Origin of the sequence: Westiellopsis prolifica IICB1 (assembly GCF_004323185.1) — a bacterium.
GTDB classification, from domain to species: domain Bacteria; phylum Cyanobacteriota; class Cyanobacteriia; order Cyanobacteriales; family Nostocaceae; genus Pelatocladus; species Pelatocladus prolificus_A.
Window position 1 is genome coordinate 2,258,778 of record NZ_NAPS01000001.1, and the last position, 20,999, is coordinate 2,279,776.

General features: G+C 39.5%; 18 protein-coding genes. 10 read left to right on the top strand and 8 right to left on the bottom strand.

What is annotated here, in order from left to right; genetic code table 11:
- The first annotated feature begins 432 nt into the window (after positions 1-432).
- Positions 433-2,709 (top strand): carotenoid oxygenase family protein, encoded by a 2,277-nt coding sequence (locus tag B4U84_RS32105; protein WP_131117310.1) that lies wholly within the window; start codon positions 433-435, stop codon positions 2,707-2,709.
- A 235-nt stretch (positions 2,710-2,944) separates the two neighbouring features.
- Positions 2,945-3,433 (top strand): Hsp20/alpha crystallin family protein, encoded by a 489-nt coding sequence (locus B4U84_RS09595; RefSeq protein ID WP_131117313.1) that lies wholly within the window; start codon positions 2,945-2,947, stop codon positions 3,431-3,433.
- A 293-nt stretch (positions 3,434-3,726) separates the two neighbouring features.
- On the opposite strand, the gene B4U84_RS09600 is transcribed toward B4U84_RS09595, so the two are convergent.
- From B4U84_RS09600 to B4U84_RS09610, 3 genes are all read right to left on the bottom strand, one after another.
- Positions 3,727-5,619, bottom strand: a complete 1,893-nt coding sequence (locus B4U84_RS09600) for a S9 family peptidase (protein WP_131118844.1) — start codon at positions 5,617-5,619, stop codon at positions 3,727-3,729.
- Between the two features lie 212 nt (positions 5,620-5,831).
- On the bottom strand, positions 5,832-6,605 hold the full coding sequence (gene map / locus B4U84_RS09605; protein ID WP_026082184.1) for a type I methionyl aminopeptidase: 774 nt from the start codon (positions 6,603-6,605) through the stop codon (positions 5,832-5,834).
- 16 nt (positions 6,606-6,621) lie between these two features.
- Positions 6,622-7,599: a Gfo/Idh/MocA family protein gene (locus tag B4U84_RS09610; protein WP_131117316.1), complete on the bottom strand. Its 978-nt coding sequence runs from the start codon at positions 7,597-7,599 to the stop codon at positions 6,622-6,624.
- A 140-nt stretch (positions 7,600-7,739) separates the two neighbouring features.
- Here B4U84_RS09610 and B4U84_RS30470 point away from each other — a divergent pair, with 140 nt between their 5' ends.
- Both B4U84_RS30470 and B4U84_RS09615 read left to right on the top strand, forming a co-directional pair.
- Positions 7,740-7,913 (top strand): hypothetical protein, encoded by a 174-nt coding sequence (locus tag B4U84_RS30470; RefSeq protein WP_165490265.1) that lies wholly within the window; start codon positions 7,740-7,742, stop codon positions 7,911-7,913.
- Between the two features lie 684 nt (positions 7,914-8,597).
- The gene (locus tag B4U84_RS09615) at positions 8,598-8,900 is read left to right on the top strand and encodes a ferredoxin (RefSeq protein ID WP_017313581.1); all 303 of its coding nucleotides are present in this window, start codon (positions 8,598-8,600) and stop codon (positions 8,898-8,900) included.
- 840 nt (positions 8,901-9,740) lie between these two features.
- Here the strand turns inward: B4U84_RS09615 and B4U84_RS09620 are convergent.
- Positions 9,741-11,348, bottom strand: coding sequence for a SpoIID/LytB domain-containing protein (locus B4U84_RS09620; RefSeq protein WP_131117319.1), 1,608 nt, complete (start codon positions 11,346-11,348; stop codon positions 9,741-9,743).
- Positions 11,349-11,537: 189 nt separating this feature from the next.
- Here B4U84_RS09620 and B4U84_RS09625 point away from each other — a divergent pair, with 189 nt between their 5' ends.
- The 6 genes from B4U84_RS09625 (at position 11,538) to B4U84_RS09650 (ending at position 17,953) form a co-directional block, all read left to right on the top strand.
- Positions 11,538-11,801 (top strand): sulfiredoxin, encoded by a 264-nt coding sequence (locus B4U84_RS09625; RefSeq protein ID WP_017313579.1) that lies wholly within the window; start codon positions 11,538-11,540, stop codon positions 11,799-11,801.
- A 104-nt stretch (positions 11,802-11,905) separates the two neighbouring features.
- Positions 11,906-12,385 (top strand): Dps family protein, encoded by a 480-nt coding sequence (locus B4U84_RS09630; RefSeq protein WP_131117322.1) that lies wholly within the window; start codon positions 11,906-11,908, stop codon positions 12,383-12,385.
- A gap of 176 nt (positions 12,386-12,561) precedes the next feature.
- Positions 12,562-13,212 (top strand): nucleotide exchange factor GrpE, encoded by a 651-nt coding sequence (grpE, locus tag B4U84_RS09635; protein ID WP_131117323.1) that lies wholly within the window; start codon positions 12,562-12,564, stop codon positions 13,210-13,212.
- Between the two features lie 617 nt (positions 13,213-13,829).
- On the top strand, positions 13,830-14,549 hold the full coding sequence (locus B4U84_RS09640) for a hypothetical protein (RefSeq protein ID WP_017313576.1): 720 nt from the start codon (positions 13,830-13,832) through the stop codon (positions 14,547-14,549).
- A gap of 1,199 nt (positions 14,550-15,748) precedes the next feature.
- A complete protein-coding gene (locus tag B4U84_RS09645) occupies positions 15,749-16,534 on the top strand; it encodes a DUF1350 family protein (RefSeq protein WP_017313575.1) in 786 nt (261 codons plus the stop codon).
- Positions 16,535-16,816: 282 nt separating this feature from the next.
- Positions 16,817-17,953 (top strand): PP2C family protein-serine/threonine phosphatase, encoded by a 1,137-nt coding sequence (locus B4U84_RS09650; protein WP_017313574.1) that lies wholly within the window; start codon positions 16,817-16,819, stop codon positions 17,951-17,953.
- Between the two features lie 108 nt (positions 17,954-18,061).
- On the opposite strand, the gene B4U84_RS09655 is transcribed toward B4U84_RS09650, so the two are convergent.
- The 4 genes from B4U84_RS09655 to cysC all read right to left on the bottom strand — a co-directional run bounded on the left by B4U84_RS09655 (position 18,062) and on the right by cysC (position 20,712).
- Positions 18,062-18,397, bottom strand: coding sequence for an STAS domain-containing protein (locus B4U84_RS09655; protein ID WP_131118846.1), 336 nt, complete (start codon positions 18,395-18,397; stop codon positions 18,062-18,064).
- 299 nt (positions 18,398-18,696) lie between these two features.
- The gene (locus B4U84_RS09660; protein ID WP_476424396.1) at positions 18,697-19,380 is read right to left on the bottom strand and encodes an ATP-binding protein; all 684 of its coding nucleotides are present in this window, start codon (positions 19,378-19,380) and stop codon (positions 18,697-18,699) included.
- Positions 19,380-20,177, bottom strand: coding sequence for a tetratricopeptide repeat protein (locus tag B4U84_RS09665; RefSeq protein ID WP_017313571.1), 798 nt, complete (start codon positions 20,175-20,177; stop codon positions 19,380-19,382). The genes B4U84_RS09660 and B4U84_RS09665 overlap by 1 nt, the downstream gene beginning before the upstream one ends.
- Positions 20,134-20,712, bottom strand: coding sequence for an adenylyl-sulfate kinase (gene cysC, locus B4U84_RS09670; protein WP_026082182.1), 579 nt, complete (start codon positions 20,710-20,712; stop codon positions 20,134-20,136). Before cysC ends, B4U84_RS09665 begins: the two co-directional genes overlap by 44 nt.
- Between the last annotated feature and the right edge of the window lie 287 nt (positions 20,713-20,999).

The window sequence follows — 20,999 nt, forward strand, 5'->3', positions numbered from 1 at the left end:
AATAGAGTTCTATCTTAAAGCTAACTGATAAATTTGCCATATCAAGCGTAAATTCAGATCCCCGACTTCTAAGAGAAGTCGGGGATCTTGCAGCCGATCAAAAAGTTCTATCAAAGGTGCATTCAGGACGATTCAAAAAGCTCAAGAGTCTAAAAACCAGTTATTAAGTATTTATTAAATATTTCCTTAACTGTCTTAACTGTCTTAACTGTCCTTGCATCTTCATTTAAATTTTGAAACACTGAAAAAACTCAAGTCTCCTTAGCTCGACTTTATCCATTTTTTTTGCAACGCTCAAGCTGATGCTAAAAGGATCAATAAGTGTCTCAAGTCACAGTAAAACACTTTTAAAATAACCTCTCAGATGCATTTAAAGCTTATTTCATCGCTAGGTATTTCTTTTGAAGAATTAACTACAAAAGGATAAAATTAATGACATTTAAAGTTACTGGACGAATTTACGAAGCTGAAAGCGGTTTAGGAATTCCTAACTTAATAGTTGAAGCATTTGATAAGGATATTGCCAGTAAAGATAAGTTAGGACAAGTTAAAACCAATAGTACTGGCACTTTTGAAATTAACTACACTGAAGCTGATTTTAAAGGCAAATTTGAGAAATTTGAAGGTAATGCCGATTTATTTATTGTTGTCAAAACAGCAGACAGTTCAAAAGTCTTGTTTTCCACAGAGAAAAATGTTCGTCCTGATGCCACTAAACATGAGCATTTTGAAGTAGCAATTCCTCAAGCTGAAATAGTACAAAAACCATCAAAAAATGCTAAAGAATTGTTAAAAATTCTCATTGGTATTGCTTGGATTGATGGAGTACTAGAACCTGAAGAAAAAGAATTTTTACAGCGAGTTGCACAACAAAAAGGATTGACTGAAGATCCAGAAATTAAAACTCTATTATCAAACAATCAACCTGTCAAACCAGAAGAGTGTTATAGCTGGCTTCAAGCTTATTTAGGAAATTATCCTGACAAGAAAGATTTTCAGGAGTTATACGAAGCTCTCAACTCGCTGATGTATATTGAGGGTGTGTTAGATGCAAAAGAAAAGGAACTCATACAAACCCTCGCGATCGCCACAGTAGCCCCAGCTGGTACTTGCCCTAATACTTTGCAGCGGCGATTTATGAGCGCTTTACTGGATAGCAAATTCCTAGCTAATGTCTTACAGATGGAGCGGTCATCAGTAGTCAGTAAAGGGCCTTCGGTCACTGGCTACTATGCTCGTGTACCTTACCAAATTTTGAGTCGCCTCAGCACTACTGCCAGAGTTAATATCCTGGCAGAAGATATGGCAGATTTTTATTTGACTGATAATTTTGCCCCAGTCAAACAAGAAATAACTGCTGACAACCTAACCGTCATTGGTGAACTACCCGAAGGACTGAATGGGATATTTCTCCGCAACGGCCCTAATCCCCAATTTGAGCCTATCGGACTGCATCACTGGTTAGATGGGGATGGAATGCTCCACGCAGTAAATATCAGTAACGGCAAAGCCAGCTACCGCAACCGCTACATTCGCACAGAGGGGTTTGAGATTGAGCAAAAACAAGGTAAGTCAATTTGGCCTGGTTTGCTGAATCTACCTCGATTTGATGCCCCTTATGGCTTGATGATGAAGAATACTGCTAACACTTCAACTATATGGCACGCAGGCAAACTGCTGGCACTGTGGGAAGCTGGCGCACCTTATGAAATTCGTCTTCCTGATTTAGAAACAGTTGGGGTAAATACCTTTGACGGTAAGCTTGCTTCTACTTTTACAGCTCACCCAAAAGTCGATGCTCAAACGGGTGAAATGATTGTGATCGGCTTTGCACCTATTGCTCCTCCTTATCTGGAATACAGCGTGGTTTCCGCAGAGGGCAAAATGTTGCGAACCGTACCTATTGATATACCTGCGCCAGTGATGATGCACGATTTTGCCATCACTGAACACTACACCCTTTTTCTGGATATGCCGCTTGTTTTTAGTCCGATGCGGATTATGCAGGATCAGTTGCCCATTAAATTTGAGAAGCAAAACCCCAGCCGCATCGGTATCCTACCTCGCCACGGAGATAACCGAACTATCCGCTGGTTCAATATCTCGACCTGTATGCTGTACCATGTTGCTAACGCTTGGGAGGAAGGCAACGAAGTAGTACTTATTGCCACCAGGACACCCGATACCTATCTGTTTATTCCTCAGAAAGACAATGGTGAGGGGGGAGATACTGAATTTGAACACTTCCGCCTATATCTCTACCGGATCAATTTGGCAACGGGTGTTGTGAAAGAAGAATTGCTAAATAACAATGATATCGCCACGGAATTTCCTCGGATTAACGATGACCTGACTGGGCGAAAGACACGTTACGTCTACGCATCCCGACAGGCTACTTACATGAGACCTAGACTTTTGTTGGATGGTCTGCTCAAGTATGACTTGGAGACTGGTAGCACTCAAGTACATGAATTTGGTCGGGGACGCTTTGGTGGTGATAGTGTCTTTACGCCTCGTCCTGGTGCTACTTCTGAAGATGATGGTTGGTTGCTGACTATGGTTTGGGATGCACTAGCGAAAAAGTCTGAGCTATTAGTCGTTGATGCTCGAAATATCACAGCTCCACCTGTAGCGCGGATAATGATGCCACAGCGTGTTCCTTACGGCTTCCACGCCAATTGGGTTTCTCAGGCACAGATGGCAAGTTGATAAGGTTAATGTTAGGTTTATTTAAGTAGTGTAGAGGGCATGGCATTATTTGTGCGATCGCCCTCTACACTTGTGTCATTAAGTAAATTCAATTACCAGGTGTGCAAAACCCTACTTTCTAATTCGTATTGTCTGTATTTTCACTACATAAAACTTGAGGCAATATTATGAATGTCAGCAGTTAAAGGAATTTAAAAACAACCATCTAGTTATCAATGCAGAGGTGAATGATATTATGATGATTCGCTACTTGCAACCAATCCGCGAACTAGAAAACTTGCGTCGCCAAATGGATTTAGTTTTTGATGAACTCTCAGCACAAACTAATCAAACAAACGATACATCAACAGCTTGGGTTCCTGCTGTAGAGTTAATTGATACGGGTGATAACTTGGTTTTCCATGCACAACTACCTGGTGTAACAGCTAAAAATCTTGATATACAGGTAACTCGTGACGCTGTAGCGATCGCAGGGGAACGTCAGCGTCAATCTCAAAATGCAAACTACCTGCATTCAGAGTTTCGCTACGGTAAGTTCCAGCGAGTTGTGAATTTGCCTGTTGCTGTGCAGAATGACAAAGTACAAGCTGATTTCCGCGATGGTATTCTGACTCTGACTCTTCCCAAAGTTGAAGAAGTCCGCAATCGCGTTGTGAAAATTAATTTAGGTGAAGCTACTGCTACTCAGAGCATAGACACAACTGCTCAAACCGCCTGCAATTGAAATCGTAGTCTCCTTTATGTCTTGGTGTTAAATAAATTTCATTGAAACACCAAGACACTAAGACACTAAGAAGACTTGTTTTTTTGGGTAATACCATTTCACGTTAATCGCGATACACATAAATAATGTAGAGACGCGATATATCGCGTCTCTACAAAAAAATATGTTTCACTTTTAAAGGAAATTGGTATAGTCTGCTTAAAGCAGACTTTTGCTATAAGACTGCGATTTCAATCGCAGGCGTTTTTTTGAACATTTGCGATGCTCTCTTGACTTGAGTCGAGTGGGGTTTATTATTTCAGCAAATATTCTTTGACAAACATCACCGTTGCATAAAACTGGAAATCAATATTTTTCTTTTTACTAAATCCGTGTCCTTCATCTTTTGCCATTAAATACCAAACTGGTACATTATTTTTTCTGACTGTCGCCACAATTTGTTCTGCTTCCCGCAAAGGAACACGGGGATCATTTTGACCATGAATTACAAATAGCGGTTTTTTGATGTTACTAGCATTATTGACGGGCGAAATTTTCAGCAAGAATCCTCGCATCTTTGGATCACGTTCATCACCGTATTCGACTCGTCGTAAATCACGCCGATAGCTTTCTGTATTTTCTAGGAAAGTGACAAAGTTGGAAATGCCGACTATATCAATTGCTGCACGAATGCGATCGCTATATTTTGTTGCGACTGCTAGGGACATGTAACCACCGTAACTACCACCTGTGACCAAAATTCGGTCTTTATCCAAGTTCGGTTGAGTTGCGATCCAATCGAGAAGTGCGCCGATATCTTTGACCGAATCTTCTCGTTGATAACCATTGTCTAATGTCAAAAAGCTTTTGCCATAGCCAGTGGAACCCCGGACGTTAGGAAATAGCAAAGCAACACCCAACTCATTCAAGTAATAGTTATAGCGCCCCAAAAAAGACGGGCGAGACTGTCCTTCTGGTCCTCCATGAATATCAATGATTACCGGACGCTTGCCTGTAAATTTCGCAGGAGGGCGATAAAGAAAACCAGATATAGTTTTACCATCAAAGCTTTTCCAACGTACCAACTGTGCATCAGAGAAATTTACTGTATTCAATCCGCCAGTTTCGCTTTCAGTCCAACGTTCAACTTTATTAGTGCGGATATTCACAGAATACACATCTGCGGTGAAACGGGCTGAAATTAGAGTCAAACCTAAATCTTCGTTGTTAGGATGCCAAGTAATACCGTATACTTGCCCCACTGGTAATTTCGGTAAAGGCTTTTCTTGCTGAGTTGCTGTTTCCAATAAATGTAGTTTGCTTGCTCCATCTTCATTAGTCACAAAAGCTAGGTATTTTCCATCTTTTGTCAGGTCAAAATCTTCTACATCCCAAGGAATGTGAGTAGTCAGATAGGTATGTTTTAATGTAGCTAAATCAACATACGCCAACCGGAAAAATTCTGAATCACGGTCAGTAGTTACATATAAACCCTTACCATCTTTGCTAAATACACCACCTCCGTAGGACACTTTCTCTTTGCCTGACTTGGGTGTAATTAATTTTTTATCACCAGAGTTAGTATCTACCAACCACAGATAACTTTCATTAATAGATATATATTCTATTGCCAGGATTTTACGGTCATCAGGCGACCAGTCCAATGGTTGCCAACCACCACCTTCAACTTGTGCAAGCAACTTATCGCTCTGAGTATTTTTCGGGTCAACAATGTAAAAATCGTTATCTTGACCCCTGCGGCGAGTGGAAGTGTAAATCATGCGATCGCCACTATTAGACCATATACCCCGGCTATTTTTGGACTTGCCATCGGTCATTAAGGTAATGTCACCCGTCGCCAAATCATAACGATAATTCTGGTTAAATTCGTTACCACCAATATCTTTACTGAAAACAAAATAATCGCCCTGGGTTGGTTGAAAAGTCCCTCCTCCAACCCGTTCTGGAAAGAAAGTCATTTGCTGACGACTACCGAGAGGGAACTTAACCAAATGTACTTGTGGCGTGTCTGCAAAACGGGTTGATATCAGCATTTCACGACGCACTGGATGCCAACTAGAGAGACTAGCAGAACGAAAATTAGTGTAGCGCTCAACTGTTTGTGCTAGTGTTGCTGGAATTGGTGGAATTCCCTCAACAACTAAGTTTTCATTGGGAGTAATCAAAGAAGTTTGAGCAGCAACCATAAAATTTGGTAGCAGAAAGACTGCAAGCAGTGTAGCAAAGAAAAGTGAGAAAAATGGCATCCTGTCATTGGTCATTGGTCTAGAGACGCGATGAATCGCGCCTGTACAATAGTCATTGGTGATTTGTCATTGGTAAGGGTTTTCAGGTTGCTATTGTTCTAATTTTTTAGTCCGTTGAAACGGACTTTGGCTATTAGCCTGGAACTTTATTTCTAGGCGTACTGTTTCTGCAATGTCAGAATTTCCACACCATCTTCTGTGACAGCAATTGTATGCTCAAACTGTGCCGAAAGTTTGCGATCGCGTGTTAAAGCAGTCCAGCCATCGCTTAAAACCTCAACTTCCCAAGTACCTTCATTAATCATGGGTTCGATGGTAAATACCATACCAGGTCTGAGTACTCTACCTTTGCCACGTGTGCCGTAATGGGGAATATCTGGTGCGGTATGAAAAATATTGCTGATTCCGTGTCCAACAAAGTCTCGGACTACAGAAAAACCCTGTGATTCAGCATATTCTTGAATTGCAGCACCAATATCTCCAATGCGTGCGCCTGGTTTCACTTCAGCAATACCTCTGTCACGACATTCTTTTGTCACCTCGACTAATTTTTTGGCTAATGGCGAAGGTGTACCAACAAAGAATGTTTTAGATGTGTCGCCGTGATAACCATCCACAATCAATGTCACATCGATATTGATAATGTCACCATCCTTTAAAATTTGCTTGGCATTAGGAATACCGTGACACACTACTTCATTGATGCTAGTACAAATTGACTTTGGGTAGCCTTTGTAACCAAGAGGTGCGCTTTTCGCTCCATGAGCCTGTGTCCAGCGTTCTGCTTCATCGTTGATTTCCAGAGTACTGACTCCTGGTTTCACCATCGGTTCTAAATGATGTAAAAGTTCGGCTGCCAAATGACCAGCCTTACGCATTTTCTCTAGTTCTCTTTGGGATAAAATTACAATAGTTTGATTTTTCATAGGATTTTTATTATCTTTATTCATCCACAACTGCGGTTAACCCGGTTTCGGCAGAACGCCGAGCTGCATCCGCAACCTTAAGAGTATACAAGCTTTCCTCTGGAGTAACATACAGGGGAGTGCCATCAAAAAGATGGTTTAACACCATATTTGTATCTTTAGCAAATAATCCTCGGCGACTACCAATCTCTATGGGTGTGGTTTCCTCCGCCTTGACTAACACTCCAGCATTACCATCAAAAATTAATCCTCCTTTTTCACCATGAACCTCAAATCTACGTTCTGGTTGCCACATAGTTTCGCCTTTAGCATAGATCACTTGTGCTAGCAGTCCACTACTAAAACTCAACTGAGCTACACAGAAACAACTTTGATAATATTCTGTTTCCCTTGCCCAAAAACGATTGTGACAATTGACTGTCAGAACTTGACCAAATAAATTAGTCAAGCGATGTAATCTTGACAATGCTCCCATTAAAGGAAAACCGAAAAGTTCATGACTGTAAGTCCATTTATGAGGTGCGGGATATTCAGGTTTAATAGTGTTGTAGCGAACAAAAAAGGTCTGCTCAACTTTTGGTAAATTTTGCTTCAGAGCTTGATGCACACCACCCAAAAGTTCTATATGTTCTACGTGTAGGAGTTTCTTTTGAGTTTTTGCTAGGGCAATGAGTTTCTCTGCTTCTGGTACATTCAAAGCTAAGGGATACTCAACAATTACGTGTTTACCGCTGGAAAGTGCTGATGCTGCGATCGCACCATGATCTCGATTTACAGTACAAATTATTACTAAGTCTATATCATCTCTGGTGACAAGTTCTGCCCAAGAACTCATGACTTGACACTGGAATTCCTCAGCAAAGACCACTGTTTTTGCGGGTGTGTTCCCAGTCACAGCCACAAGGTGCGATCTCTCATCATCCATCAACGCTTCTGCGCGTAACTTTGCCGCATACCCGGTACCAACTAAACCAATACGCACTTTTTCATCCATTCCTAACTAGTGGTCTGTTTCATTAATTATGAGGCGTTATAGATGCCCGACAACTTCTAACGAAGTCGCAAGTCGGAATTAAAACGAATTTTTCCAACGCTTCGGAGTTTAAATCCAGATATAAAAACTGTACTTCCGACTTGGGACTTCATTTTAAGGCTATTCCAGAACGCGATCGCACGATCAATCAATTAGGACTTACGCACACTCTACAAATTCTTGGCGTTCTACCTTACGGTAGACACGTAGACGCTTCTGCGGCTACTTGCAGAAGTCGCTACGCGCCTACCGTAGGTAGTGGCTTCCGCAGGTAGCCGCTTGCGCGTCTAAGGCTCCTTGGCGGTTAAATAAATTAAGCTTTTTGGCGACTTTTGCGTAAGTCCTGTCAATATAAAGATGTTCTTAAATAAATCGTACAGACGGCTGCATTCGCAATGTAGGTCGATACATTAACAATGTAGGTCGATACATTAACAATGTAGGTCGATACATTAACAATGTAGGTCGATACATTAACAATGTAGGTCGATACATTAACAATGTNATTAACAATGTAGGTCGATACATTAACAATGTAGGTCGATACATTAACAATGTAGGTCGATACATTAACAATGTAGGTCGATACATTAACAATGTGAGCCGATACATTCGCAATGTAGGTCGATAAATTAGTTGTAGTTTACTCAGACTTAACTACTGTCAGAACTTAAGCAGCTAATTTAGACGATATGTCAATACATTCAAGCTTCTTTTCAAATTTATAAAATTATCTAATAGATTAACTACCACCTGGTTTATTTTATAAGCAAAACTTATTGTTAGCAAGTAACTAAATTTCATTACTAATCGCCTTGAAATTCCGGTTACATCCTTTTCTTTTTCTCGTAGTATCAGAAGTGAAGCAAAATATCACAACCGACTAATCCTATAGGACTAGCCGAATTGTTTGCTTCAAGATAAATTATACTGCCGCTTGCAAAAGAGAGGATTACTGCATGGCAACTTACAAAGTTACACTCGTTAGCGAAGCTGAAGGGCTGAATACAACTATTGAGTGCGACGACGATACCTATATTCTAGATGCTGCTGAAGATGCTGGTCTGGACTTGCCCTACTCTTGTCGTGCTGGTGCTTGTTCCACCTGTGCTGGTAAGCTTGTGTCTGGTTCTGCTCCAGACCAGTCTGATCAATCATTCTTGGATGATGACCAAATGGAATCTGGATATATCCTGACCTGTGTTGCTTATCCAACCGGAGACTGCACCATCGAAACCCACAAAGAAGAAGAACTCTACTAAAACTTAGGCGCCTCACATCTACATCTCTTGCAAGAGTCATTGATGCCCTAAAAATAGGGAAAAAAGCAGGACAGACAACAAAAAAATTCTTCTTTTGCGTCTGCCCCAAGCACCTAAATTTGGCAAAAAGTCAAGTAGTATCTTGGCAAAACGGCAGGAAATGCATAAAGTTGCCTTCCTGCCTTATTCGCTTGATTATTGAACGCATCTAAAAATATAGACAAAAAGCTTGTACAGCAAGCTTTTTACCTAAATCGTAGCTGCCCTCTTTTACTAGTTTAATACTTCTACGTGAACTGGCTACACTTCCGCAATTGGAAAAAAGGGTGTGAGAGGTAATTTATAAAGTAAAAATAAAATCACGGTAGGGTGTGTTAGGCGCAGACTTAAATATGATTTGTAATGAAAAATACTTGAAAAGCGCCTAACGCACCGCTATCTAAATGGTGCGTGATAGCAAAGCCGTAACACACCCTACGCGATTCAATAAGTTTAGGCTTGCAGCTCTGCACTTTCATCCTTCGCATAAGTTTGCAAACTATAGGAGTCTGATTTTATTTATGAAAAAATCTAAGTATCTGTAGTAGCGTGTCTAGACTAAAATGTTGCAATAAATCTCTGATTCTATCTCTGTGTTCTCTCTCTTGAAAAGCTTTGAAGTTCCCTCCGGGACGCTGCGCGAACGGAGGAAACCTCCGCTCAAACTTTTCGCTGCTTCCTCTGCGGTTTATTAATGCACTATTTTAGCCTTGACACGCTACTACGTATATTTCAGAAATCAAATATGAGTCCTATATATGGTACAAAGTTAACACCCTACCCTCACACCCTTACATCCTTCTAAAAATTTCTGCTCGTTAATTTAATATTATTGTCGAGAATATGAATTTGAGTGCCAGGATAGTAAAACTCTAATATTTTTGCATTCGACCAACCTAATTGAGCTAGATTTTGTGCGCCTGTTTGACTCAAACCAACTCCGTGTCCAAGTCCACCACCAACAAAAGCGTATCCCCAAAGCCCCGGTTGACCTTTATTGAGAGGTTGCAGGTAAAATAATGTACTTACCGGAGCAAAAAAGGCACTACGAACTTCATCTTTGTATAGGTAAAATGTGCCAATTTCTGTGTCAACAGCTAGTTTGAGAATACGTCCGCTTTTGCTGCGTTCTACTACTTTCATCCCCTTGATGGTTTTAAACTTAGCATAAGGGCTATTCTTTACCTTCAGAAATTTCTGTAAACCTTTGGTGATATCTTCTAGTTTGGTTTCTCTACGCCAGCGGAACAGATCCCACTCGCTTTCATTAAACCCCTTTTTCAGGTTGATAAATCGCTGGAAGTTGTTTTCATCTGCGAGATTTTGCCCCCGCAAGTTCCAAATATTGCTCGGAGAATCAATTATCGGTTGCAGATAAGGACGGTCATCTCCATTCCAAACGTCGCTGAAAGCAGCTGTCACACCGCCAGTGGTAGAAGAATAAAGGGCGTCTACCAACTCATCATTATATGTTAGTACCATACCTCGTGTAGTAGCGATCGCCTGATCTGTAGCGGCAGTGGCTCCCTTCAATCCATAATAAACTTGACAGTGTGTATCAGCGCATAATTGATACCCATCTGCTTCAAATCTATGTATATTTCGCAGAGCATAGGTACGAGCAATAATCGCTTGTGCTTCCATTGAGGCTTTTGGGGCTTGTGTACCTATTTCATAGGGTACTACTCCACGCAAGTATGTTTCTAAAGGCACTAAGTTTACTAAAGTGTAAGTACCATAAGCATTTGACTGTAACTGTAAACGTCCGGCGTAGAGTCGAGCATTTTGTGGTTTATTGGTTTCGTTTACCTTGATTAAATTTTTATTGCTGCTAATTTCTAAATAGTCATCACTGTAACGCTTGCCATCTATTACCCAGCTCACTCGTGGTACTTTTTGCGGAGTTTTAGTATCAATCAGTACTTTAGCTTTACCAGCAGCTTGCAAGCTTTCTAATAGTAAGCGACGTAGCAAAGGAGTGCTGTAAACATCCCGTTTTGCCCATATTTGCCAACGTTCTGGTTGAGCGATTTCTACTTCTATACCCTTGGATTGCCAATTTTTCGCACTATCTTCGGCTGTTTCATAAGTCCGGTAAGTTCCCAGCACCACCCGTTCCTCAATTGCTGGTTCCGCTAACGGTTGCATCGTGACTTCTAATTTTATCGGTTTGTTTGTAACTAGAGTTTGTCCCTGATTATTACCTTTTTTGAATTTTAACTGCAAGCGATCGCCCTCTGTGGGTTCAACTAGCAACTGTTCTTTTGGATGATCTCCAAAACGCTGCACAATCCCAACTCGCAGTTCTACATCATTCGCCAATCCTTGAGGACGCGATGCAGCCGTCAAGCCCAATAAACAAAATGTTGTCAGTACAGTATACGAACAACGCCAGAGCGATATTTTCATATAAGTAGATCCGCAGCCAGTATCATCTTTAATAAATTAGACGACGAATTTCCCTTGTAGTTTAGTCGCTTTATGAGGTTATTTGGCTACTGATGTTGGCTATATTTTAAACTCTTTTAACAAAATAGTTGCAATACAAACTCATAATGACTATGATTTATATAGAGGACTGGGAAACATTTTAAAGATATGGTAAAAGTTCAAGAAATACCCTTAAATCAGATCAGGCGACCCTTACCACGCCAGAACGACCCCAACAAAGTGCAAGCCTTAATGGAATCAATTACTGAAATTGGGCAGCAAGAACCAATAGACGTGATAGAAGTGGATGGACAATTTTATGGCTTTTCTGGCTGCCATCGTTATGAAGCTTGCCAACGTTTAGGTAAAGAAACAATTTTAGCCAGAGTCCGCAAAGCACCGAAAAGCGTGCTAATGAAGCATTTAGCGTAAAAAGTCAATTGTCCAGAGTCAAGTGTCAATTGTCCAGAGAATTTTATATTAACCATTGACACTTGACCATTGACATTTGACACTTGACAAACAAGGAGAAAACTATGCAATCTCTACCAGTAAACATCGGCATTGACGAAACCAACAGAGCAAAAATTGCTGAGGGATTGTCTCGTTTACTAGCTGATACCTACACCCTCTATCTGAAAACTCATAATTTTCATTGGAACGTCACCGGGCCAATGTTCCAAACATTGCATCTGATGTTTGAGCAACAATATACAGAACTGGCCTTGGCAGTTGATTTAATTGCTGAGAGAATTAGAGCATTGGGTTATCCTGCACCAGGAACCTACAGCGAATTTGTCAAACTTAGTTCCATATCAGAAACCTCTGGAGTTCCCAAAGCTAGAGACATGATTCGCCTACTAGTAGAAGGACAAGAAGCCGTCGTCAGAACTGCACGATCTATTTTTCCTGTAGTAGAAGAAGTAAACGACGAACCCACAGCCGACTTGTTAACTCAACGGATGCAAGTCCATGAAAAGACAGCTTGGATGTTGAGAAGTCTACTGGAAGAGTGAGGATTGGGGGTCGGGGCATGGGGCATTGGGCATTGGGGATGAATCAGTTATCAGTTATCAGTTATCAAATTAAACTGTTCACTGTTCACTGTTCACTGATTAGTTGTCCTCCTTGTCCTCCTTGTCTCCCCACACTCCCCTTTCCCCTTTCCCCAATCCCCAATGTCCAATCCCCAATGTCCCAAACAGATTTCACTCAAAAGTTACAAAATTTAATGCAACGGGTAGGTGTTTCTAGTTACAAAGCACTGAGTCGTGCTGCTGGGGTTTCAGAACGACAAATTTTGCGGCTACGACGGTTGGGCGTTGAGCAAATGCGTGTAGATGTTATGCTCAAACTGTCCCAGGTACTCCAGATATCATTACAGGAATTAGTGGCAAGTTTTTCTGGGCAAGAATTATTACCAAATAAAGCCACATCTGAGGAATTATCGCAACAAATTACAGACTTAAAAACAGAGTACGATCGCCTGCAATTACAACTGCAACAACAGCGCTTGAGTTTGCAGCAAGAGTTCCAGCAGTCAAGTTTACAACTGCTGGAATCCTTATTATTGCAGTTTCCTACAGCAGCTTTTAAAGCGCGGGAAAATCCCCAGCTAAGTGCTGTTAACATTGTGCCGTTAGTACAAAAACCGTTAGAAAAACTTTTGCAGGATTGGGGAATAGAAGCGATCGCATCTGTTGGAGCAGAAATACCCTACGATCCTCAGTTACATCAATTGCTCGATGGTACTGCACAACCAGGAGATATTGTCAGAGTACGCTACATTGGTTATCGTCAAGGTGACAAATTACTTTATCGAGCCAAGGTGAGTCCCCTGTAAATAACAAAAAAATACCTACTGTTGAGACATAGAAAATTCCGGGAATACTAAGACTGATCAGACGTGATACCAATTCACATTAATCACGATACATATAAATTTTGTACCAGACGCGATATATCGCGTCTCTACAGGGTCTGCTACCGATATTACCGAACGCAAACAAGTCGAAACTCAGTTAAAGCAACAGACAAAAGACCTAGAACCGGTTTCAGCTTCGCAACTGATGAACCCAGTACTGCTGGGTATTTTTTTTGCTGGATAGTGATTACGATGTTGGTGCGATCGCTTTCTATACCTGGGCTACTGGTTGCATGTGGTGATCTAGTCTGGTGTATGTTGTACTGTTTAAGCATTTTCCAAGGATCTATTGCTTTTGCAGCGATCGCTTATCCCATAACATAACCGATTTGTGAATTTACTATAGCAGTTTGCTATTGAGTAGAATACACTCAAATTATGCGATCGCATCAAACATATTAATAGTTGTCAACTTTCTGAGATATTCGAGAGTAGCACACACCTCATTTTGGTCAAATTGCCATTCTCTGAACCTGTCACAAGTTTGATTAACATATAATTTTAGTGAACTTACGTTTAACAAGGATTTAATCACTATGCGTCATGATTTAAAAGATTTAAAAATAAGTCTTAGTGAACTACAATATTTGACGAATTTACCTGTTAATGATGAGTTAGTAATTATTATTAATCCGATCAGGAAAACACTCCAACGTTTCATAGATAAAGCAAAAGGTCCAGAGGGGGCTACTACGATCTTTATCGGCATTACTATATCATTCGTGAGCTATCTTGCATTTGATGTGCTAGCTAAAAGTTTTCTGGGTGAACCATTCATACCATCTTGGCTTTTATTTATTGTGTTTGTTGGTGTCAGTGCTGCTCTCACACAATTAATATTATATCTGATTTGGAAGCAAAAAAATAGACTAGTTAAAACTAACATTACACCTTCCCTTCAGACCCTATTAATGGATGTTGAAAAATATAATTCTGTGATTAAAGCAATAGATATAAATGATCAAATAGAAGCAGTTGGTAATGTCGGAGTAACGATTCAAGAAAGGAGTAAGGTTATAGAAGCATTACAACTCACAAAATCTGACCTGATACGGGCTTTAAAGACAGAAAAAATTTTGCGAGAAAATCGGAATTTTATTATTAATAATTCTGAACTATTTATGAATAATTTAGCTGCTTTAACAGCAATGCAAGTACCGGAACAAGCGAGTGAACATGGAAGGTTATTAAATGAGGCTTTACAGATTGCTTTGGATGTTCAACATGAGATGAAACGTTTACAGGATCAGCATTAAATTTTATACATATAGCTAAATTACCTCGTAACTACTGATACCTCATAACCCATTACTAAGTGTTAAATTAACTGCCAAACAATATCTGAGATTAGTGTTATTTTTTTCAATATATTTTTAATAAAAGATAATATATTATAATGAAATAGACGCAAGCTAACTTATGCGTTTGTTTCAGATTTTTTGTGATTAACTGTCCTATTTTCCTGTTTGTCTTCTTGTTCTCTGTAGATGGAAATGAAGAACCTTGGATCGTTAGGGAGCATCTATGAAGAACAATGAAGGCGATCGCGGCAGTGGTAGATTTAATTGCTAACCAAATGAACCAGAATCCATCTAAGTATCCATGATGGTAAAGGCTATTGTTTGGGAAGCAATAGGATTTTATTTTGGCATTTTGGCAACAATTCGGATTGAATAAAAATTACAGTAAGTTAGCAATCCGTTCTTGCACAAAATTAGCGCGAATTGCAAAATTTCCTCCCCTGGTTAGCCACAGGGGTCTTTTATTGGGAATTTAACGAAGTAAGTCGGCACAAATAAAGTAGGGGCGTAGATGCGCTTTAGGGACTTCTAAGGCGTCTATGCGCGGCTTCTCTGAGAGTACGGTCTTTTCCCTCTATTAGTTGGGGCCATCATTTGTTATTTGTCATTGCTCATTGGTAAGAATTTTAGGCTTATTTACTTTCTGTAACTCCCATTTATGTTTATTCAGACCGACTTACTTGTAATCAGAATTACATGATCAAATGAATACTAGAAATAGAATTAACAGCATATATTTTTCTAAGCTAATATTTCAGATAAAAATCATAAATGTTACACAAATACTCGGTTGTTTTTGGCATTTTGGCATATGTGTAGATTTCAAAGCGAGTATTCTAGAGAAATCATAAATCAAGTGCAAGAGTGTCAAACTACAGGATTCCCGGAGATTATTCCGGGAATTTTTATTTTTAGCACATGAATATTATCTTGAATATAGGTGTACGGGTATAAGGGTCTGGGAATGTAGGAATAGGCACATTTTCATAGTGACTTGAAAGTATACCAATTTAAACAGGACTTACATAACTCTTATGCACCAAAGAGTTTCCAGTCTAAAATCTAAAATATAAAATTGGATGACGTCTCCTGGGCAGCAGGTTTACCATAAAAAAGTGTTAACTAAAATAATTAACTAGCGATCGCCTATCAACATGGAATGGAAAGAAATCTCTGGTAACTGGGTGTTGATTCCACCAAAGCCTATAGGTATAATTCATTTCCTTGGTGGTGCCTTTGTAGCTACGGCCCCACACATCACTTACCGTTTGCTATTGGAAAACATAGCCGAGAAAGGCTTTGTCATTGTTGCGACATCGTTCGTCAATACTCTCGATCATACAGCGATCGCAAAACTTGTCCTTCTCAACTTTGAACGTACTTTACTACGCTTAGAAGATAGACAAATACTAGGTAAAAAATATCTTCCTGTTTATGGACTGGGACACAGCATGGGATGCAAGCTGCATTTACTGATTGGTAGTCTTTTTCCAGTGGAGCGTGCTGGTAATATTCTCATCTCTTTCAACAATTATGCTGCACGAGATGCAATTCCCTTAATAGAACAGTTTAATTCTACTTTTAAGTTTAATTCTAATTTAACTGTCGAATTTACTCCTTCACCCTTAGAAACCCAGCAACTAGTACAGGAAAACTATAGTGTCCGTCGTAATTTATTAATTAAATTTAACGATGATACCATTGACCAATCAACACCTTTAGCTAAACTACTGCAACAGCGTTTTGGAGAAATGGTAACTACACAAATACTCCAAGGAAACCACCTCACCCCATTAGGACAAGATGTTAAATGGCAAACAGGTAAAGACTTTAATCCTTTGGATGCGATCGGACAATGGTTCAAACAAGAAGTATATCGTGACCTACAGCAGCTCAAGCGCACTATACTTTTTTGGCTTAACCCGGTATCGCCGCTATAGTAAGGGATGTGAGGGTGTAGGGGTATAGGGGTGTAATACCAATTATTTATGAAGATGCATAGAAAGAACCCCACCCCCAACCCCTAAGCGCAAGCGCTTAGGGGGGTGGGGTTTTCGACTGCACTTCACACAACTGAGAACCGCTATAATATGCGGCTTCACAGAAAATTGGTATAAGAGGAAATAAAATAGTTATTCATGGTTTCTCTTCCCGATCCCCAATCCCCAATCCCCAATCCCCTTTCCCCGATCCCCGATCCCTGCCTCTTGCCTTCTTAGCCTATGTTTCAAATTCTAGTAATTGACGATGACCCAGCAGTTCAGATACTGCTGAAAAGAATGCTGGAAAGACAGGGTTATAAAGTTGTTGCTGTTAACAACGGTGAGGAAGGAATTAAACAGGCTGCTATTGGCAATCCTGCATTAATTATTTGTGATTGGATTATGCCAGGAATGAATGGACTGGAAGTTTGTCAGCGCATCAAAGCAGATCCCAAATTATCGACTACATTTTTCATTCTGTTAACATCTCTCGATTCGATCGCTGATCGCGTTAAAGGTTTGGATGCTGGTGCTGATGACTTTATCACCAAACCAATCGAGCATAATGAATTACAAGCACGGGTGAGAGCAGGATTACGTCTGCATCAGTTAAGTCGAGATTTGCAAACTCAAAAACTAATTTTAGAAACTGAATTGGCAGAAGCAGCAGACTATGTGCGATCGCTCCTTCCTCCTCCAATGGTCAAACCGCTTAGTATTGATTTTTGCTTTATTCCCTCACGGCAACTGGGGGGCGATTGTTTAGATTATTACTGGCTTGATCCTGATTATCTGGCAATTTATTTATTAGATACCGCCGGACATGGGCTTAGAGCGACTTTGCCTTCAATTTCTGTACTCAATTTACTGCGATCGCGCGCTCTTAAAGGCCTGAATTATTATCAACCAAGTGAGGTATTAAGAGCATTAAATGATACTTTTCAGATGAACTACCAAAATGATAAATACTTTACTATTTGGTATGGTGTTTATAATCGTGTACAGCGTCGATTGACTTATTCTAGTGCAGGTCATCCACCTGCAATTTTATTATCTCCTAAATCGACGAACCCTACTGAAGTTCAACTTTTGAGAACTCCAGGTATGCCAGTCGGAATGTTTCCACAGGTAAAATATGCTGATGGTTTTTGCAATATAGAAAAAAATAGTACTCTTTATATTTTTAGTGACGGTGCCTACGAAATCACTAAGTCTGATGGTACGCTTTGGGGTTTAGATGCTTTTATCAAAATGCTGGTTCGGTTACAGCATCCTCTAGGTTGCCAAGTTAACCAAATTATCCAGCAATTAATCGCTGTGAATCCACAAGAAGTTTTTGATGATGATCTATCTATACTACAAGTGAATTTTAATTAAATTAATGAAATTTTAAACTTCAAAAATACCAGATTAATTTTATTTAATTAGAATTGATTAATATGTATATAATTAAGACTATTATTCATTCTAAAACTAATTGATAAATTAATTCATTTGCTCCTGACTATTAATATATTTATGAAATTCATCTTGATTGGCAAAAATTTCAATAACCTTGTCCATACCTGTCAATTCAAATAAAATTCTAATCTGTTCATTAATAGAACAGATAACTAGCTTGACATCAACTGCTTGCAAAGCTTTAAAAGCTAACACTAAAGCACCAAGACCAGAACTATCCATAAACGTCACATCTTTAAAATCAACTAATACAGTCTTTGCACCACTTTCTAACCCTGTGGTAATTTTGTCGCGAAACTCCTGTGATTTAGTAGCATCTAGAATTCCGTTTACTTGAATAACTTTGACTGAACTACTCATCATTTTCCACCACTAGCATAATGTTCTAAATAGCCTGATATTACCAAGTATAATTGCTAATAATACTTGTTGCCATATTCAAGTGTTAGACCCAAAATGAGATATTTAACCCTGTTTCGTCACTTTGGGAAAATAAAAATAAGAGCCAAATTTTCAACTGTAGATAGAACAAGCATTTGAGCGTTTATTTTCTCACACAATCACAAATATCAAGATTTTTGCTAAAAGTCTTATGCTGTAAGCATCCTAGATTATTCACTTCCGAAAGTGATAAAACAGGAATTATTTGCTCCTAAAAGTTATCTTTGTTGTAGAGGAATCGCAACGATAAATTCTGCCCCCATTCCTGGTAAAGAGATGCACTTCAAAGATCCACCATGTTTTTCTGTAATAATCTGATAGCTAATAGAAAGTCCCATTCCTGTACCTTTACCAATAGCCTTAGTGGTAAAAAAAGGATCAAATAGTCTCTGTTTAACAGTATCTGGAATTCCTAACCCGTTATCAGCAATATGAATTATGACTTGATTGTCTGGATTTACTACCGTTAAAATACATATGCAAGGTTTTTTTGCTGTTCTTTTGTTGTCTGATAATGATTCTTCGAGGGCATCAATCGCATTTGCCAAAATGTTCATAAATACCTGATTGATCTGTCCTGGGTAGCATTCAACTGGAGGTATGTTACCGTATTCTTTAATAATTTCAATAGCTATGCGATCGCCTTGGTCTTTGAGCCGATGCTCTAGAATCATCAGCGTACTATCAATACCCTCATGAATATCTACCTCTTTCATTTCGGCTTCATCCATACGGGAGAAGTTTCGCAATGAAAGCACTATTTCCCGAATGCGTTCTGCTCCTGTATTCATTGATTTGAGCAGGATAGGCAAATCTGCGATGATAAAATCTAGCTCAATCTTTTTGATCTGTGCTTGTATCTTGGGTACAGGATCAGGGTAATATTGCCCATAAAGTTGCACTAGCTCAAGTAAGTCTTCAATATATTTAGCCGTTGAAGCTTGGGAAGATTATTGATCACTTCAGCAGCTTCTTTTAATTTGTTTTCTTGAATCAAAGTCTCTGCTAGCCCTAACCTAGCAGCAGGTATAGCCGGGTTAAGCTGAATCGCTTGTTCAAATGCATCTCTAGCGGCTTTATATTCCTCTTTTTCTAAGTAAATACAACCCAACTTAATATAAGCAAGCACAAATTTAGGGTTTAAACTCAAAGCATGATTAAGTTGCGTGACAGCTTCTGATAACTTTCCTTTGTTTTGATATGCTTGTGCCATCTGCAAGTGAGCTAGAAACATTTCCGGATTTAAGCTCAAAGCTATTCTCAATCTCTGTATCGCAGCATCATATTGCTTTTGCTCTATAAACACTTGAGCAATACCCATCTGAGCTGGCGCAGACTTAGGATTTAAATTGAGAACATTCTCAAATTGTTCCAAAGCATGACTCAGCTTACCTTGTTTTAAATAAACACGTCCGACATTGAGTGGAGCTTCAGCCATCAAAGGATCTATTTCCATTACTGTCAGGAAATGATCTAAAGCCTTCTGGTGATGTTTCTGTTTTAGATAAATATTTCCAGCAGCTAAATGAGCATGAACTGAGCGAGAATTAGTTTGTAGAACTGTTGTCAACTCTGCTAAAGCTTCATTGAAACGTCCTTCTTTTGCTAAAGCCGCACTCAGTTGCAATCGCTCTTGCTCAGTTAAAACTGTTGGTTCATCTTGGTTCAACCGTTTGATGCTGGGAGTAAACTTGTACATAACCCTTCTGTTCTAACTTAACTAAAACTTTAGATATACTTTCTTCTAAGCTTTCTAAATCAGTTCTACACTCGATATCTGCATTTAATGGTGGTTCGTAGGGGTCATCAATCCCAGTAAAGTTTTTAATTTGCCCAGAGCGAGCCTTTTGATAAAGCCCTTTAATATCTCTGCGTTCACATACATCTAGCGGTGCATTCACATAAACTTCAATAAAATTGTCAATACGCTGTCGCATTTCTTCGCGAACATCTCGATACGGTGAAATCGCTGAAACCAGGACAATCACACCATTGCGAGACAGCAGACTGGCAACAAAACCCAGGCGGCGCACGTTTTCATCTCGATCTTTCTTGCTGAATCCCAAATCCTGAGTGAGATTTTGGCGCACTACGTCTCCATCTAACACTTCAACTTTGTAGCCTTGGGAACGCAGAATTTTCTCTATAGTGCTGCTAATTGTGGTCTTACCTGCACCACTTAAGCCAGTAAACCATACAGTAACACCAAGGTGCTGATGCTTACTCAATTCCATAATATTGTTGGTAACTACCTGAATTAATAGTCTGACTTTGGAAATAATTCCAAAGTTTGATATTTTAGTGATTTTCAACACTTCTACTACGGATTTACCAAAACCTGAGTTTGAAATATATATATATTCTGGCAATAAAAATCACACATATTTTAAAGACAAAGTTTAAGTAACAGTATATACTGTACCTCCAAAAGGTTTTTGAAATTTTTAGTTTCAGTAAAGTTTCAGTTAAGTATTTATACGAAAAAACTTTCTTTTTTGGCACTTTATTCTTTTAACGGTAC

Excerpts from the sequence above, each read along its gene's own strand:
- B4U84_RS32105 (WP_131117310.1), top strand. The coding sequence starts at position 433 with ATGACATTTAAAGTTACTGGACGAATTTACGAAGCTGAAAGCGGTTTA.
- B4U84_RS09595 (WP_131117313.1), top strand. The coding sequence starts at position 2,945 with ATGATGATTCGCTACTTGCAACCAATCCGCGAACTAGAAAACTTGCGT.
- B4U84_RS09600 (WP_131118844.1), bottom strand. The coding sequence starts at position 5,619 with ATGGTTGCTGCTCAAACTTCTTTGATTACTCCCAATGAAAACTTAGTT.
- map (WP_026082184.1), bottom strand. The coding sequence starts at position 6,605 with ATGAAAAATCAAACTATTGTAATTTTATCCCAAAGAGAACTAGAGAAA.
- B4U84_RS09610 (WP_131117316.1), bottom strand. The coding sequence starts at position 7,599 with ATGGATGAAAAAGTGCGTATTGGTTTAGTTGGTACCGGGTATGCGGCA.
- B4U84_RS09615 (WP_017313581.1), top strand. The coding sequence starts at position 8,598 with ATGGCAACTTACAAAGTTACACTCGTTAGCGAAGCTGAAGGGCTGAAT.
- B4U84_RS09620 (WP_131117319.1), bottom strand. The coding sequence starts at position 11,348 with ATGAAAATATCGCTCTGGCGTTGTTCGTATACTGTACTGACAACATTT.
- B4U84_RS09625 (WP_017313579.1), top strand. The coding sequence starts at position 11,538 with ATGGTAAAAGTTCAAGAAATACCCTTAAATCAGATCAGGCGACCCTTA.
- B4U84_RS09630 (WP_131117322.1), top strand. The coding sequence starts at position 11,906 with ATGCAATCTCTACCAGTAAACATCGGCATTGACGAAACCAACAGAGCA.
- grpE (WP_131117323.1), top strand. The coding sequence starts at position 12,562 with ATGTCCCAAACAGATTTCACTCAAAAGTTACAAAATTTAATGCAACGG.
- B4U84_RS09640 (WP_017313576.1), top strand. The coding sequence starts at position 13,830 with ATGCGTCATGATTTAAAAGATTTAAAAATAAGTCTTAGTGAACTACAA.
- B4U84_RS09645 (WP_017313575.1), top strand. The coding sequence starts at position 15,749 with ATGGAATGGAAAGAAATCTCTGGTAACTGGGTGTTGATTCCACCAAAG.
- B4U84_RS09650 (WP_017313574.1), top strand. The coding sequence starts at position 16,817 with ATGTTTCAAATTCTAGTAATTGACGATGACCCAGCAGTTCAGATACTG.
- B4U84_RS09655 (WP_131118846.1), bottom strand. The coding sequence starts at position 18,397 with ATGAGTAGTTCAGTCAAAGTTATTCAAGTAAACGGAATTCTAGATGCT.
- B4U84_RS09665 (WP_017313571.1), bottom strand. The coding sequence starts at position 20,177 with ATGTACAAGTTTACTCCCAGCATCAAACGGTTGAACCAAGATGAACCA.
- cysC (WP_026082182.1), bottom strand. The coding sequence starts at position 20,712 with ATGGAATTGAGTAAGCATCAGCACCTTGGTGTTACTGTATGGTTTACT.